Origin of the sequence: Enterococcus sp. FDAARGOS_375, from assembly GCF_002393265.1 — a bacterium.
Lineage (GTDB): Bacteria > Bacillota > Bacilli > Lactobacillales > Enterococcaceae > Enterococcus_D > Enterococcus_D innesii.
On record NZ_CP023515.1, the window covers coordinates 3,079,006 to 3,095,124 of the forward strand.

General features: G+C 43.5%; 14 protein-coding genes. 12 read left to right on the forward strand and 2 right to left on the reverse strand.

Annotated features, from left to right (window positions below; all coding sequences use genetic code 11):
* The 12 genes from CO692_RS16020 to CO692_RS16075 all read left to right on the forward strand — a co-directional run bounded on the left by CO692_RS16020 (window position 1) and on the right by CO692_RS16075 (window position 13,475).
* The gene (locus tag CO692_RS16020; protein ID WP_081118672.1) at window positions 1-1,281 is read left to right on the forward strand and encodes a solute carrier family 23 protein; all 1,281 of its coding nucleotides are present in this window, start codon (window positions 1-3) and stop codon (window positions 1,279-1,281) included.
* A gap of 47 nt (window positions 1,282-1,328) precedes the next feature.
* Complete coding sequence (locus tag CO692_RS16025) at window positions 1,329-2,255, forward strand: aspartate carbamoyltransferase catalytic subunit (protein WP_096742686.1); 927 nt, start codon at window positions 1,329-1,331, stop codon at window positions 2,253-2,255.
* 31 nt (window positions 2,256-2,286) lie between these two features.
* Window positions 2,287-3,570, forward strand: a complete 1,284-nt coding sequence (locus CO692_RS16030; protein WP_096742687.1) for a dihydroorotase — start codon at window positions 2,287-2,289, stop codon at window positions 3,568-3,570.
* A gap of 1 nt (window position 3,571) precedes the next feature.
* Window positions 3,572-4,651: a carbamoyl phosphate synthase small subunit gene (locus tag CO692_RS16035; protein ID WP_005235984.1), complete on the forward strand. Its 1,080-nt coding sequence runs from the start codon at window positions 3,572-3,574 to the stop codon at window positions 4,649-4,651.
* Between the two features lies 1 nt (window position 4,652).
* The gene (gene carB, locus CO692_RS16040; protein ID WP_096742688.1) at window positions 4,653-7,838 is read left to right on the forward strand and encodes a carbamoyl-phosphate synthase large subunit; all 3,186 of its coding nucleotides are present in this window, start codon (window positions 4,653-4,655) and stop codon (window positions 7,836-7,838) included.
* A 21-nt stretch (window positions 7,839-7,859) separates the two neighbouring features.
* Complete coding sequence (locus CO692_RS16045; protein ID WP_096742689.1) at window positions 7,860-8,636, forward strand: dihydroorotate dehydrogenase electron transfer subunit; 777 nt, start codon at window positions 7,860-7,862, stop codon at window positions 8,634-8,636.
* On the forward strand, window positions 8,636-9,559 hold the full coding sequence (locus CO692_RS16050; RefSeq protein ID WP_096742690.1) for a dihydroorotate dehydrogenase: 924 nt from the start codon (window positions 8,636-8,638) through the stop codon (window positions 9,557-9,559). The genes CO692_RS16045 and CO692_RS16050 overlap by 1 nt, the downstream gene beginning before the upstream one ends.
* Window positions 9,559-10,278, forward strand: a complete 720-nt coding sequence (gene pyrF / locus CO692_RS16055) for an orotidine-5'-phosphate decarboxylase (protein WP_077453388.1) — start codon at window positions 9,559-9,561, stop codon at window positions 10,276-10,278. The genes CO692_RS16050 and pyrF overlap by 1 nt, the downstream gene beginning before the upstream one ends.
* On the forward strand, window positions 10,275-10,910 hold the full coding sequence (gene pyrE / locus CO692_RS16060; RefSeq protein ID WP_096742691.1) for an orotate phosphoribosyltransferase: 636 nt from the start codon (window positions 10,275-10,277) through the stop codon (window positions 10,908-10,910). Before pyrF ends, pyrE begins: the two co-directional genes overlap by 4 nt.
* Window positions 10,911-11,067: 157 nt before the next feature.
* Window positions 11,068-11,745 (forward strand): carbonic anhydrase family protein, encoded by a 678-nt coding sequence (locus tag CO692_RS16065; RefSeq protein ID WP_096742692.1) that lies wholly within the window; start codon window positions 11,068-11,070, stop codon window positions 11,743-11,745.
* 321 nt (window positions 11,746-12,066) lie between these two features.
* Complete coding sequence (locus CO692_RS16070) at window positions 12,067-12,984, forward strand: helix-turn-helix domain-containing protein (RefSeq protein WP_096742693.1); 918 nt, start codon at window positions 12,067-12,069, stop codon at window positions 12,982-12,984.
* A complete protein-coding gene (locus CO692_RS16075) occupies window positions 12,984-13,475 on the forward strand; it encodes a pyridoxamine 5'-phosphate oxidase family protein (RefSeq protein ID WP_081118664.1) in 492 nt (163 codons plus the stop codon). Before CO692_RS16070 ends, CO692_RS16075 begins: the two co-directional genes overlap by 1 nt.
* Window positions 13,476-13,788: 313 nt before the next feature.
* On the opposite strand, the gene efbA is transcribed toward CO692_RS16075, so the two are convergent.
* Window positions 13,789-15,489, reverse strand: a complete 1,701-nt coding sequence (gene efbA / locus CO692_RS16080) for a fibronectin-binding protein EfbA (protein ID WP_096742694.1) — start codon at window positions 15,487-15,489, stop codon at window positions 13,789-13,791.
* Window positions 15,490-15,596: 107 nt separating this feature from the next.
* Window positions 15,597-15,995: a DUF1622 domain-containing protein gene (locus CO692_RS16085; protein WP_077453383.1), complete on the reverse strand. Its 399-nt coding sequence runs from the start codon at window positions 15,993-15,995 to the stop codon at window positions 15,597-15,599.
* Between the last annotated feature and the right edge of the window lie 124 nt (window positions 15,996-16,119).

Consider the following 16,119-nt stretch of genomic DNA (forward strand, 5'->3'; position numbering starts at 1 on the left):
ATGCAGAAGCAAGAATTTCGTAATCCAGACGCAGTTTTAGACATCAAAGATCGGCCCAAAGCATTGCCTTGGTTAGGCCTTAGTTTACAACATCTTTTCACGATGTTCGGTGCGACAGTTTTAGTACCGATCTTGGTAGGGATCAACCCCAGTATCGCTTTGGTAAGTTCCGGTATTGGGACATTGGTTTACTTGGTCACAACGAAAGGGAAAATCCCAGCGTATCTAGGCAGCAGCTTTGCGTTTATCGCGGCGATGCAAATGCTGATGGAATCAGACGGCTACCCAGCCATCGCCCAAGGCGCCATCACGACTGGGTTGGTCTACGTGATCGTTTCTCTGATCATCAAACGTGCTGGCGCTGCTTGGTTGGATAAGATCTTACCACCGATCATTGTCGGTCCTGTGATTATGGTGATTGGTCTAGGATTAGCCGCCAACGCCGCCCAAAATGCGATGTACAATGACTCAGTTTACGATTTCAAGTACATTCTAGTAGCTTTGGCTACCTTGGGATTAACGATTTTCTTCAACATGTTTTTGCGAGGGTTCTTAGGGCTGATCCCGATCCTGCTAGGGATCGTTGGCGGATACTTGATCGCCTTAGCGGCAGGGATCGTCGACGTACAACCAATCATTGACGCCAACTGGTTTGGGCTGCCAAGTTTCGAAATTCCTTTCATTAATTATGAACCCAAACTGTATCTAAATGCGATTACTACGATGGCACCGATCGCTTTCGTCACCATGACAGAACATATCGGACATCTGATGGTCTTAAACAAACTAACGAAGCGGAACTTCTTTGAAGAGCCGGGCTTGAACCGAACACTCTTAGGCGACGGTTTTGCTCAAATCGCAGCCGGTCTCGTTGGGGGACCGCCAGTGACAAGTTACGGAGAAAACATCGGGGTTTTAGCAATTACACGGGTCCATAGCGTGTTCGTCATCGGTGGTGCGGCAGTTTTAGCCATCGTACTAGGCTTCGTTGGAAAACTAAGCGCATTGATCTTAAGTATTCCTGGTCCAGTCATCTCAGGGATCAGCTTCCTGCTCTTTGGCGTCATCGCTGCCAGCGGGTTGAAAATTTTGATCGACAACAAAATCGATTTTGATCGTAAGAAGAATTTGATCATTGCGTCAGTGATCCTTGTGGTAGGAATCGGCGGTCTTGTATTCACGGTCGGTACCTTCACCTTATCTGCAATGGCGTTAGCAACTGTCCTAGGAATCTTCTTGAATCTTATTTTACCTGACAGCTCTCGCAGCGAAGAAAAATAACTTGTGCCAACTCATCGTTTAAACAGAATCAAAGGAGGAATTCATTCATGATTATTCAATCCGAAAGAATCAGCTTAAAGCATCTTTTGACGGTCGAAGCATTGACAGACCGTGAAGTGATGGGACTCATCCGCAGAGGACAAGAATTCAAAAGAGGGGCGAAATGGATGCCCCAAAAGGAACAGTATTTCGCAACAAATCTCTTTTTTGAAAACAGTACTAGAACCCACAAAAGCTTTGATGTTGCTGAGAAAAAACTAGGGATCGAAGTCATTGAATTTGAAGCCTCCACCAGTTCTGTTCAAAAAGGCGAGACCCTGTATGACACAGTCTTGACGATGTCAGCTCTGGGCGTAGATGTGGCAGTCATTCGCCACGGCGATGAAAACTACTACGACGCTTTGATCCAAAGCAAAACGATCCAGTGCAGTATCATCAATGGCGGGGACGGCAGCGGCCAACACCCAACACAATGTTTGTTGGATCTAATGACGATCTATGAAGAGTTCGGGCACTTTGACGACTTGAAAGTCGCCATCGTAGGTGACATCACCCACTCACGGGTCGCAAAATCAAACATGCAAATGCTCAAGCGACTTGGCGCAAAAGTTTTCTTTTCAGGACCGAAAGAATGGTACGACGAAGAGTTTGAAGTGTACGGTCATTGGCTGCCATTAGATGAATTAGTGGAAGAAGTTGATGTCATGATGATGCTTCGTGTCCAGCACGAGCGCCATGATGGAACGGAAAGCTTTTCCAAAGAAGAATACTTAAAAAATCACGGGTTGACCGTCGAACGGGCAGCCAGAATGAAGGAACATGCGATCATAATGCACCCAGCGCCGGTCAATCGCGATGTGGAATTGGCTGATGCGCTAGTTGAAAGCTTACGCTCACGAATCATTACACAGATGTCGAATGGCGTCTTCGTTCGAATGGCGATTCTTGAAGCAGTATTAAATGGTAAAGCCTAACAGTCAAAAGGAATAAGAGGAGGAAGTTTACATGAAAACACTCATTAAAAACGGTAAAATCATCAAAAAAGACAATCACTGTGTTCCTGCAGCAATTTGGATCGAAGAAGGAATCATTCGCGGGATCGGTACAGCATTTCCCGAAACAGATTTTGACGAAGTCATCGATGCCAAAGAGCAATTGATCACACCAGGGTTAGTGGATGTTCATGTACACTTCAGAGAACCAGGCTTTGAATACAAAGAAACAATTGAAACGGGTAGTAGGGCAGCAGCTCGTGGTGGGTTCACAACAGTTTGCGCAATGCCTAACCTTGACCCAGTTCCTGATACACCAGAAAAATTAACAGCTGTATACGAAAAAATCAACGCAGATGCGTCTATCAATGTCTTACAATACGCGCCGATTACAGAAAACTTGCGCAGTGAAACATTGACGGATGCAGCTGGAATGAAAGCTGCTGGCGCTTTCGCCTTGACGAACGATGGCGTGGGTGTTCAGACTGCTGGCACAATGTATCTGGCAATGAAGCAAGCAGCCGAAAATGACTTGGCTTTGGTTGCCCATACAGAAGATGATTCCTTACTCTTTGGCGGCGTGATGCATGCTGGTAAAAAAGCGGAAGAGCTTGGATTGCCAGGGATCTTGAGTGTAACGGAAGCTTCTCAAATCGCTCGGGATGTGCTTTTGGCGGAAGCAACAGGAGCCCATTACCATGTCTGCCATGTTTCTACGAAAGAAAGTGTTCGAGTGATCCGAGATGCCAAAAAAGCTGGCATTCATGTGACAGCCGAAGTTTCTCCCCACCATTTACTTCTGATCGATGAAGATATTCCTGCCGATGAAGGCTTTTGGAAAATGAACCCACCATTACGTGGGCAAGAAGACCGTGAAGCGTTGATCGAAGGTCTGCTGGATGGCACGATCGACTGTATCGCGACGGATCATGCACCGCATGGTTATGAAGAAAAAATGCAAAGCTTTTTAAAAGCTCCCTTTGGCATCGTCGGATCAGAATATGCCTTCCAATTGTTGTACACTCATTTTGTAAAAACAAGACGCTTTACCTTACAGCAATTAGTGGATTGGATGACCGTGAAACCAGCATCAATCTTTGGTCTAAGCACCGGAACGATGATGGTCGGAGACAAAGCCGATCTCGCAATTTTTGACTTAGAATCAGCTTATAACGTGGATCCTAAGCAATTCCTATCAAAAGGAGTCAATACGCCTTTCGGTGGATGGACGTTATATGGGGATACAAGTTATACATTTGTAAATGGAAAATTAGTATGGCAAAAAGGTGGGCAATAATATGAAACGTTGGCTTATTTTAGAAGATGGAACATACTTTGAAGGCGAAGGCTTTGGTGCCAGTATCAATGTTTTTGGTGAGATTGTTTTTACCACCAGCATGACGGGCTATCAAGAAGCCATTACGGATCAAAGCTTTAACGGACAAATCATTACGTTTACGTATCCGATGGTAGGAAATTACGGCGTCAACCGAGACGACTACGAATCAATTTCACCGACTTGTAAAGGGGTCGTTGTGAAAGAACACGCGCGTCTAGCGAGTAATTGGCGGAAACAGCTGACGTTAGATGAATTTTTAAAACGCAAAAATATTCCAGGGATCGCAGGAATCGATACACGCGCGCTGACAAGAAAGATCCGTCAACACGGAACCATGAAAGCGAGCATCGTTGATGCGGGAGATGTCTTTGACCATGCCTTTGATCAATTAAAAGCAGCGGTTTTACCAACCAATCAAGTGGCACAAGTTTCTACCTCAAAACCTTATCCAAGTCCTGGAACGGGTCGCAATATCGTGGTCATCGACTTCGGCTTGAAGCACAGTATTTTACGAGAGCTGTCACGTCGCAACTGCAATCTAACGATTTTGCCATACAATACGACAGCCCAAGAAATTTTAGACCTCGCACCAGATGGTGTAATGCTGACGAACGGACCGGGCGATCCTAAAAGCTTGCCAGAAGCAATTAAAATGATACAAGGGATTCAAGGTAAGGTACCAATCTTCGGGATTTGTTTAGGCCATCAGCTCTTCTCATTAGCAAATGGGGCAGATACCTATAAAATGAAGTTCGGTCACCGCGGATTGAACCATCCAGTAAGAGAAATCGCCACTGGTCGGATCGATTTTACCTCACAAAACCATGGCTTTGCTGTGGATGAAGCATCCATCGATCCTGAAAAACTAATGGTGACCCACGTCGAAGTGAACGATGGCACGATCGAAGGGGTTCGTCATCGCCGCTACCCAGCATTCAGTGTCCAATACCACCCAGATGCGGCACCGGGCCCGCATGATGCAGTCCACTTATTTGACGAATTTTTAGAGATGATCGATGCATGGAAGGAGCAGAACTAATATGCCAAAACGTACAGATATCAAGAAAATCATGGTTATCGGTTCTGGACCGATTATTATAGGACAAGCGGCAGAGTTTGATTATGCCGGCACACAAGCTTGTTTAGCTTTACGAGAAGAAGGCTACGAAGTGGTGTTAGTCAATTCGAATCCCGCAACGATCATGACGGACAAAGAAATTGCTGACAAAGTCTACATTGAACCAATCACATTTGAATTTGTCTCACGGATTTTACGTAAAGAACAGCCTGATGCAATTTTACCGACATTAGGCGGACAAACGGGCTTGAATATGGCGATGGAATTAGCCAACTCAGGTATTTTGGATGAATTAGGAATTGAGTTGCTAGGAACCAAATTAGCAGCAATCGACCAAGCAGAAGACAGAGATCTATTCAAACAATTAATGGAAGAATTGGATCAACCGATCCCAGAATCCGAAATCGTGTCAACGGTGGATGCAGCAGTTGAATTTGCAAAAAAAATCGGCTTTCCAATCATTGTTCGTCCAGCATTTACGCTAGGGGGAACAGGCGGCGGCATGTGTAACAATGAAGAAGAGCTGCGCCAAATCGCTGAAAACGGCTTGAAGCTCTCGCCAGTGACCCAATGCTTGATTGAACGTAGTATTGCAGGGTTTAAAGAGATCGAATATGAAGTGATGCGAGATTCTGCTGACAACGCGATCGTCGTTTGTAATATGGAAAACTTCGATCCAGTCGGCATCCACACCGGCGATTCTATCGTCTTTGCGCCGAGCCAAACTTTGTCAGACCATGAATACCAAATGCTGCGAGATGCGTCATTAAAAATTATTCGCGCATTAAAAATCGAAGGTGGTTGTAACGTTCAATTGGCGCTTGATCCTCATAGCTTTAACTACTATGTGATTGAAGTAAACCCAAGGGTTTCTCGTTCGTCTGCACTAGCAAGTAAAGCAACAGGTTATCCAATTGCCAAATTGGCAGCAAAAATTGCCGTCGGTTTAACATTGGATGAAATGAAAAATCCAGTCACAGAAACCACCTATGCAGAATTTGAACCTGCCCTTGACTATGTTGTGGCAAAAATTCCTCGCTGGCCGTTTGACAAGTTTGAAACTGGGGAACGTCGATTAGGAACACAAATGAAAGCAACTGGAGAAGTGATGGCGATTGGTCGTAATATTGAAGAGTCATTACTGAAAGCTGTTCGTTCATTAGAAATCGGCACACATCATATCGAAATGAAAGAACTAGAAGCTCTTTCTGACAATGATCTGATGGAAAAAGTCATCAAGGCGCAAGATGATCGCCTATTCTACGTCATGGAAGCCATCCGAAGAGGGTATACCATCGAAGATTTGAATGAAATGACGAAAATCGATTTATTCTTCTTAGATAAAATGCTTCACATCTTTGAGATCGAACAAGCATTAGCAAACGACCCACAATCCCTTGATGTGTTGAAAAAAGCCAAGCAAAACGGCTTTACGGATAAAAAGATCGCTGAGCTGTGGGAAACCACAGAAGCTGAGATCCGCACGCTACGCCATGAACAAAAGATTTTGCCAGTCTACAAAATGGTGGATACATGTGCCGCAGAATTTGAATCAGCAACGCCTTATTTTTACAGCACCTATGAGTTTGAGAATGAAAGCAAACGTAGCGCAAAAGAATCTGTTCTTGTCTTAGGTTCTGGACCGATCCGAATTGGTCAAGGCGTGGAGTTCGATTATGCGACTGTACATTCGGTGAAAGCGATCCAAGCTGCTGGCTATGAAGCAATCATCATGAACAGTAATCCTGAAACGGTTTCGACTGACTTCTCTATTTCCGACAAGCTGTACTTTGAACCATTGACCTTAGAAGATGTCTTACACGTCATCGATTTGGAACAACCAATTGGGGTCATCGTCCAATTTGGCGGGCAAACGGCGATCAACTTAGCAGAGCCTTTAGTAAAAGCTGGGGTCAAAATCCTAGGCACCAGCATTGAAGATCTTGATCGTGCCGAAAATCGTGATCTCTTTGAGCAAGCATTACAAACATTAGATATTCCACAACCACCAGGAGATACAGCGACAAACGAGCAAGAAGCGATCGCCATCGCTCAAAAAATCGGCTACCCCGTTTTAGTTCGCCCAAGTTATGTCTTAGGAGGGCGCGCGATGGAAATCGTGGAAAACCAAGCCGATTTAGAAGATTACATGCGTCATGCAGTGAAAGCATCACCAGAACATCCTGTCTTGGTAGATCGTTACTTGGTCGGTAAAGAATGTGAAGTCGATGCTATCTGTGACGGCAAAACTGTTTTGATTCCTGGAATCATGGAACATATCGAGCGTGCAGGGGTCCATTCAGGAGATTCAATGGCGGTCTATCCACCGCAAAATCTTTCGGATGAACTGATTGCTACGATCGAAGAATATACCAAACGCTTGGCATTAGGTTTAAATTGTATCGGTATGATGAATATCCAATTTGTCATCCATGAAAACAAAGTGTATGTCATTGAAGTAAATCCTCGTGCTAGCCGAACCGTACCATTTTTAAGCAAGGTAACAAGGATCCCAATGGCCCAAATTGCCACGAAGGCGATTCTCGGAGAAGAAATCACAGCGTTAGGTTATCAAGACGGACTTGCGCCAACACCAAATGAAGTACACATCAAAGCACCGGTCTTCTCCTTTACAAAACTTTTAAAAGTCGATACTTACTTAGGCCCTGAAATGAAATCAACAGGTGAAGTAATGGGATCAGACAAAGACTTGGCAAAAGCACTTTATAAAGCTTTTGAGGCATCAGGCCTGCATATTCCTGAATTTGGAAAAGCACTTTTCACCGTTGCAGACGAAAGCAAGGAAGAGGCAGCAGCGCTGGCGGCGCGTTTCGTAGAGGTCGGCTTCACCTTATTGGCTACCAATGGAACCGCTGATTACTTTGAAGAAAAAGGCCTGCAAGTGACACGAGTTGCTAAAATCTCTGATCAACAAGCAGAAGAAACGGTTGTTGATTTGATCCGTAAAGGAACGACCCAAGTAGTAGTCAATACCATGGATAAAGATCGCCAAAATGCAACGGAAGACGGATTTATCATTCGTCGAGAAGCAGTGGAACATGGTGTACCGACCTTTACTTCTCTTGATACAGCGGATGCAATTCTAAAAGTGATGGAATCCCGCAGTTTTTCAACAAAAGCAATTTAACGCAGATAAAGGAGTTTTTTGATGAAGCAAGAAATCATGACCATCAGCAAACAGCGTCAACTGGCACCGCGGATTTTTGAAATGACATTGACGGGTGAGTTAGTCAATGAGATGAGGACCCCTGGGCAGTTTCTGCACCTACGGGTTCCTCAAAATGCCTTTCTTCTTCGCCGACCGATCAGTATCAATCATATCGATGCTGAGAAAAAAGAATGCCGTATCATTTATCGGGTCGAAGGAGAGGGGACACGAATTTTTTCAGAAATGACCGTTGGTGATCCAATCGATGTGATGGGGCCGTTAGGAAATGGGTTTCGCTATCATCATTTAAATCAAGGGGACACTGCATTTATCGTAGGTGGCGGTATCGGTGTACCGCCGCTCTATGAATTATCGAAACGTCTGACCCAACAAGGCGTCCACGTCATTCACTTTTTGGGTTTTGCCAGCAAAGACGTCATGTATTATGAAGAGGAATTTCGCGCACTAGGAGACACGAGGATTGCTACCGATGATGGCAGCGCTGGTTTACAAGGTAATGTTGGCAACCTGTTATTAGCTGCAGAGCAAACACCTGCGGCGGTCTTTGCCTGCGGAAATAACGGTCTTTTAAAAACCACCGCCCAGCTTTTCGAAGACCTCCCAGATGTTCAATTATCCATGGAAGCACGAATGGCTTGTGGGATGGGTGCCTGTTATGCCTGTGTTTGCCATACGAAAGATGATGAACAAGGCACAAAAAGTGTCAAAGTTTGTGACGAAGGGCCTGTATTTCAGGCGAGAAAGGTGGTCATTTAATGTCGATCAACGTCGAGCTACCCGGATTGAGTCTGAAAAATCCGATCATGCCTGCCAGCGGCTGTTTTGGGTTTGGTGCAGAATATGATAAATATTATGACATCAGTCAATTAGGTGCGGTGATGATCAAAGCGACCACACCTGAACCACGTTTCGGCAATCCAACCCCAAGGGTAGCAGAAACGCCTAGGGGTATGTTAAATGCCATAGGGTTGCAAAATCCTGGGTTAGAAACGGTCATGAATCAAATATTGCCGGACTTAGCTCAAAAACACCCCGATTTGCCAATCATCGCGAATGTTGCCGGTTCGACTGTCGAAGATTATGTTCTTGTGTGTCAGGAAATCAGTCGAGCAGAAAATGTCAAAGCGATCGAACTGAATATTTCTTGCCCTAATGTCAAGCATGGCGGTATCACGTTCGGCACCGATCCCGCGGTTGCTGGTGCATTGACTGAAGCGGTCAAAAAAGTCTCGCAAGTGCCAATTTATGTCAAACTATCGCCGAATGTGACGGATATCGTCCCAATTGCGCAAGCGATCGAAGCAGGCGGCGCCGACGGGTTTACGATGATCAATACACTTTTAGGCATGCGGATCGATCTAAAAACACGGAAACCAATTTTAGCCAACCAAACCGGAGGCTTATCTGGACCAGCTATCAAACCGGTGGCGATCCGTCTAATCAAACAAGTGGCGCAAGTTTCTCAATTACCAATTATTGGCATGGGGGGCGTGATGTCAGTGGATGATGTACTTGAAATGTATCTGGCAGGTGCTAGTGCTGTTGCAGTCGGAACCGCAAACTTTACCGATCCTTACATTTGCCCGAAATTGATTGAAGAATTGCCTATCCGAATGGCAGAATTAGGGATCCCTTCTTTGGAACAGCTGATAAAAGAAGTGAGAGAGGAGCATATGTGATGAGTGAACGGCCAATTATTGCCCTAGATTTCCCCAACAAACAGGCTATTGAAACATTTTTAGCGCAATTTCCTGCGGAAGAAAAATTATTTGTAAAAGTGGGAATGGAGATTTTCTACCAAGAAGGGCCAGCAATCGTTACTTGGTTAAAAAACAGTGGCCATGATATCTTTTTAGATTTAAAACTACATGATATTCCCAATACAGTAGGACGAGCAATGGAACGCTTAGCTTCGTTAGGAGTTGCTTTGACGAATGTTCATGCAGCCGGCGGGATCGAGATGATGACTGCTGCTAAAAACGGCCTACAAAAAGGAACCCCGACAGGACAAAAAGTCCCTGACTTGATTGCAGTCACCCAATTGACCTCCACTAGCGAGGCACAAATGCATCATGATCAGCAGATCATGACGTCACTGCAAGAAAGTGTCATCCATTACGCCACTTGTGCCCAAAAAGCTGGATTAGACGGTGTTGTTTGTTCCGCTCACGAGGCAAACCAGATCAAGCAAAGGACAACCGATGCCTTCATACGCTTGACGCCTGGTATCCGACCAGCTGGCAGTGAAGTTGGCGATCAAAAACGGATCATGACACCTGCACAAGCTCGTAAAGCAGGGGCTACCATGATCGTTGTAGGACGTCCGATCACCCAGTCTAAGACACCCTATGAAAGTTATTTGCAAATTAAACAAGAATGGAAGGAAGCTAGCCAATGAAGGAACAATCCAATCAAATCGCCAAAGATCTTTTAGACATCGAGGCGATTTTCTTACGACCCAATGAACCATTTACGTGGGCCAGCGGTATCAAAAGCCCTATTTATTGCGACAATCGAATCACCATGAGTTATCCAACTGTGCGTCGTGCCATTGCGAAAGGCTTAGCTGCAGTCATCAAAACCACTTACCCAGAAGTAGAAGTGATTGCAGGGACCGCAACAGCCGGGATTCCCCATGCTGCATGGGTCGCTGAATTGTTAGATTTACCAATGGTTTATATTCGCAGCAAAGCAAAGGAACACGGCAAAGGCAATCAAATTGAAGGACGTATTCAGCCAAATCAAAAAATGGTCGTCATTGAAGATTTATTGTCAACAGGTGGCAGTGTCTTAGAAGCTTGTGAAGCAGCCAAAAGAGAAGGAGCTGACGTATTAGGCGTCGCTGCGATCTTTACTTACGAACTGCCTCAAGTTCAAGCGAATTTTAATCAAGCAGATCTACCATACGTGACTTTGACAAACTATACGGCTCTGATCGAGTCGGCTTTAGAAACGGGTGCTATTCAAGAGTCTGATGTTGCCCTGTTACAAGAGTGGCGAAAAGATCCTGCTGCTTGGTTGAGTGAATAAGGAATTGAAAAAGAAACGGATATGTGAGGGAATGACCAAGCATATTCGTTTTATTTTTACCTATTTTCTGATAGCATTGGGAGAAAGTTTTTTTGATAGGAAGGGCTATTCCTTGCTGTCAACTTGAATTAGGAGGCTGTTTTTTTTGAAAAGAAATATGGACGTTCCCTGGAGTTATTCCGGAGACAATGGACCTGAACATTGGCACACTTTGTGCGACTGGTATGCACAAGGTGCCGAATTTCCGTACCAATCCCCAATCGCTTTAGTCCACGATGAGACCGAAGAACCCATCGATCAGGACTTGGCTTTTCACTATAAACGAGAGCGGTTTACGGAAAAAGAATTCAAAAATACGATTCACTTCGTTCCTTATAATAAAGAAAGCTATGTCACGTTTAAAGGGATCAACTACTATTTGACGGATATTCATTTTCACATGCCGTCTGAACACATTATCGATGACGAGCAGCAAGAATTAGAGTTTCATCTCGTTCATATGAATGATGACGGAGAAAACTTGGTCGTGGGTGTCTTATTCAAATTGACGGATAAACTCAACTGGATCTGCAATCAGCAAGACGACAGCATCTGGGATTTTGAGAACCATACCCAATGGTTTGATCCGAGCATGTTCTTGCCAGAGCGCACTCATCATTTTCATTATGTAGGTTCCTTGACGACCCCGCCAACGAAAGGTCCAATCAACTGGTTTGTCTTTGACTGGATTGGTGAGATGAGTCGTCGCTTCATTTTAGAATTCCGCGAAGAAGTATTAGAAAATAATAATCGTCCATTGCAAGACCGCAAAGATCGGCCTATTTATTTCTATTGATTTATAAAAATAGTTCCTTTTACGTAGTTTTTCTCACTGACTGCATTTGATGGTCATTATAGAAACCACTTCGTAAGGGTAGTCCATAAAAAGATGTTAGAATTTTAGAATGTCATTGACTGGAAAAAGACGAAAACTCTTCGTCTTTTTTTATTTTTATATCCTAGGACCATGAAGGCTATGCTAAAATATTAAATAAGCTGATTCGCGGCAGATAATCTATTGTGAAAATAAATACAAATATAGTTTTTTGCGGAAAAAGAGCAGACACGGTAAAGCTTTTTTGGCTGAATATTTTATAGTGAAAGAAAGGAAATCCATATGCATGCATGGGAAGCAATCCAAAAATCAATCGATTATATTGAAGACAATCTTGCCGAGCCATTAGAGATCGAAACGTTAGCACAAGTCGCATCCCTTTCTGTATTTTATTATCAACGCTTATTCACCCGTTTAGTTAAAATTTCTGTTAGGGAATATATAAAACTGCGTCGTCTGGCCAGAGCCGCTCATTTATTAAAAGACAGAAAAAGTCGAGTCATTGAAGTCGCTTTTGAGGTTGGTTTTAGCAGCCATGCAGTATTTTCAAGAACCTTTAAAACCGTTTATGGACTTTCGCCTTCTCTTTACCAAAAAGCGCCGATCGGCTTACAAAATTTTGATAAGCCAGATCTATCTTTAGGGTATATTGTCACAGAAGAAGGTAATCCATTGATCAGTGAAGGGGTCGTTTTGGAGATTCAGAAAAAAAGAAACAAGCAACCAATGGTTTTTTATGGCGTTATTGGTTATTATCCATTTAAATATGGAAAAATGCTGGGTCAACGAACAGGAATCGACCCTATTGATGAAATTTGGCGTGATTTTTATCAAAAGATTGCAAATCAGCCTCGCACCGATCATTGCCTGATCGGTGTTTCATTTCCGGGAGATGCGCCAGAAGGGTACTCAAGTTACTTTGTTGGCCAATTAAGTGACGGTACGCAATTATCGACCCCCATTGAATGGACGCTACCAGCACGTGATTACATTGTTTGCAGCTTTGATACGATTTCAGAGCAACTGATCATCAATATGGGAAAGGCGATGCGTTATACCCGTTTTTGGCTCAAGAAAAATGGTTGGATTGCTGAGGATTTTTTTCCAGAGCTATATCGAAAAGGGGACAATCGTGTTACACATGTCGAATTATGGATTCCTTTTAAAAAAAGAAGAGAGATGCAAGGAGGAACAGAATAATGACTCACCAGTATGAAGAAGGAATAAAGCTGCTTGAAGAAAAATTTGGGCATTTCAAAGACAATGTGATTGCCCTTGCGACGACAGCTTGTGACAAAACTGCAGAGGGACACATACAACCAGTCGTTCGAGAAGTTGATGCTTTTTATGAAGAGGGCATTTTTTACGTGTCGACGCACGAACAATCCAATAAAATCAAGCAAATCAAAAAGAACCCAGCAGTTTCTATTGCTGTCAGTGGTGAATGGTTTACCGCGATCGGTCAAGGGGAGAATTTAGGTTGGGTGCTAGACCCTAAAAATGCAGAATTAAGAAGCAAAATTCGCAAAGCCTTTGTTTGGTACGACGAAGTCAACAACGAGAATGATAAGGGCTGTTGCTTTCTGGCGATCCGTTTGACTAAAGGAACCTTGAATATCAATCACTGGGAAAAGCTGTATCATTTTGATTTCGAGAAGAAAGTCACTATGGAGGATGGCGGTATTTATTAGCTAGCAGAAGCTATTTTCTGACGGTGATTTTCAATTGCCTTTCTAGCGGATCTAGCAGATATGTCGATGGCTGAATTCTGAGAAGGCTTGCCTTTTGTGATTCAAGCTAAGCAAAATTGTTGTTGAAAGAGCAGTAGATAGAACGAAAAAGCATAAAAACCGATCACAAGCGCGTGCAGCTTAGTGAAGCACCCCCAAAAAGTTAGACCAAAAACTAACTTTTGGGGGCAATACACTTCTTAGCTGCACTTTTGTGGTCGGTTCTTGTATTGCTTACTCTAAGATTTTTTGATTCGAATAGACTTAGGAATAGCTAGGACTGCTTTAATCGCAAAATATCTTCGTCCGGTGTCACATATAAGGTTTTTTGATTCTCATAAATGACGAATCCAGGCTTGGCACCATTCGGTTTCCGAATATGTTTGACTTGCACATAGTCCACCGGTACTTGGGCAGATTGACGATATTTTGAGAAATATGCGGCAAGCTCTGCAGCTTCCATTAAGGTTGTCTCGCTAGGATCGTCCGAACGAATGATGACATGCGAACCAGGAATGTTTTTAGTGTGCAGCCAGATATCACTCTTACGAGCTGTTTTTAAGGTCAGTTGGTCATTTTGTAAATTGTTTTTTCCGACGAGAATTTCTGTTCCATCTGAAGAAACAAATCGTTCCGGTTGCGAAGGGGCGACTTTTTTACGCTGCTTCGTCCGATTTTTGACATAGCCTTGTGCGATTAGTTCTTCCCGAATAACCGCTAGATCCATTGGAGAGGCAATTTCTAATTGGGCTAACACGGATTCGAGGTACGCGATTTCTTCTTTCGTTTCGGCAATCTGCTGATGGATCAATTTAACTGCGTTTTTCAATTTCTGGTATCGCTGAAAATACTTCTGAGCATTTTGATTAGGAGAAAGAGCGGGATCTAATTTGATCGTCAAAAGCCGATTCTCCTCATAATAATTTTCCAAATCAACGGATGTAGCACCACGAGGTACTTGGTTCATAAAGGTCGTCAAGAGTTCACCCTTTTGGCGAAACTCCTCGGCGTTTTCTGAATCCCTCAAGGTTTGCTGGCGTTTCTTTAACTTCAGCTGGTTACGCTTCAGTTCATTTTCAACCTTTTTCAGTAGTTCGCCACCTTGTTGTTTGACCCGATCTCTTTCCGCCTTATCATGGTAAAATGCATCTAAAAGCTCGCTCAGAGTCTGATAATGGGTGACAGTGGTGGTCGCATCAATCAATGATGAATAGGGAATCGGTGTAAAATATTCCTTTTTCTCTGACCGGAGATAGCTTGGTGTTAAATCTTCCGTAAGCTCTGAAAAGAAAGTTTCCCACTGACGCAGTTTTTCATTAGGATTGGCACTGATTCGGGCAATCAATTCTTCTGCGGTATCGCGGCCTAAGCCTTGGAATCGTTGTTGCAGTTCTTTTGCCGTCAAGGGATCGAGAGTAGATAATTCTTCAAAAATCTTGGTGCGAGAGGCTGTGAAAGGATTAAGCGTCGATTGCTTTGGTGGTGCAACATAGACAGCACCTGGCAATAAGGTGCGATACGTATTTTGTGAATGACCAATGTGTTTAATTGTATCGACAATTTTTCCGCTTGTCTTATTCATTATTAAAATCGTACTGTGACGGCCCATTAATTCGACGATCAAGACGAGGGCTTGCAAATCACCTAATTCATCTCGTCGGTTGAAATGAAAATGGATCACACGGTCATTGTCGATTTGTTCGATTGATTCTAGGATCGCCCCTTCTAAATATTTCCGCAGCATCATCAAGAAATTCGGTGGGGTCTCTGGGTTGCTATAGGCGATCGTTGTGCATTGCACACGGGCATAGGTGGGGTGAGCGGATAGCAAAAGTTTGTGATTTTTTCCTTGGGCACGGATCACAAATACGACCTCGTTTTCATAAGGCTGATGAATTTTGTTCACGCGTCCACTAGTTAATTGACTCTGTAATTCTTTGACCATTAAATGGGTAAAAACACCATCAAAAGACATATTGTTCCCTCTTTTCTTTTAAGGATAGTTTGACTGAGGGATTGATCCTTCTAATGTCAAATATTCCTATCTATTATACCGAAGAATCCGTAGAAAAGCCATGACAGCTAGCTTTCCTTTTTCTTGGCAGGCTGATGATCGGTGGTTTGCAAAGCCCGTTCGATCTCTTTGTTCAAGAAATAAGAGATGACTGTTCGAATAATAACGACTGCAGCTAGACGTACGATGTCTTCGAAGGTGGGGTGGATGATTGTCTCAATTATATCTGCGGCAATCAAAATCTCCAGACCTAACAAGACGTAACTTCCTAAATAATTGCGAATAAAATTGTTTTCTCTGGCTGCTACCAAACGATCCTTTTCTGTTAATTCGTAACGCACAAAATCAATGCCTGCAATCAATACACCCCAAACGATGACGAAAATGGAGAGAAAGTTCAAACAGACAACGATGAAATCGAAGATTGGATTGGCTCCAGTCATCAATGAATCAGCTAGATTATGCATAATGACTCCTTTACCGTTTTCTTTTATCTTACCGAATTATCGAGGAAATGTGAAGTTTCTTGACGTTCTAGAAGGGAATTGATAGTATGAAATAATAGTAGTATTTTTAAAAAGGTGGGCAAAT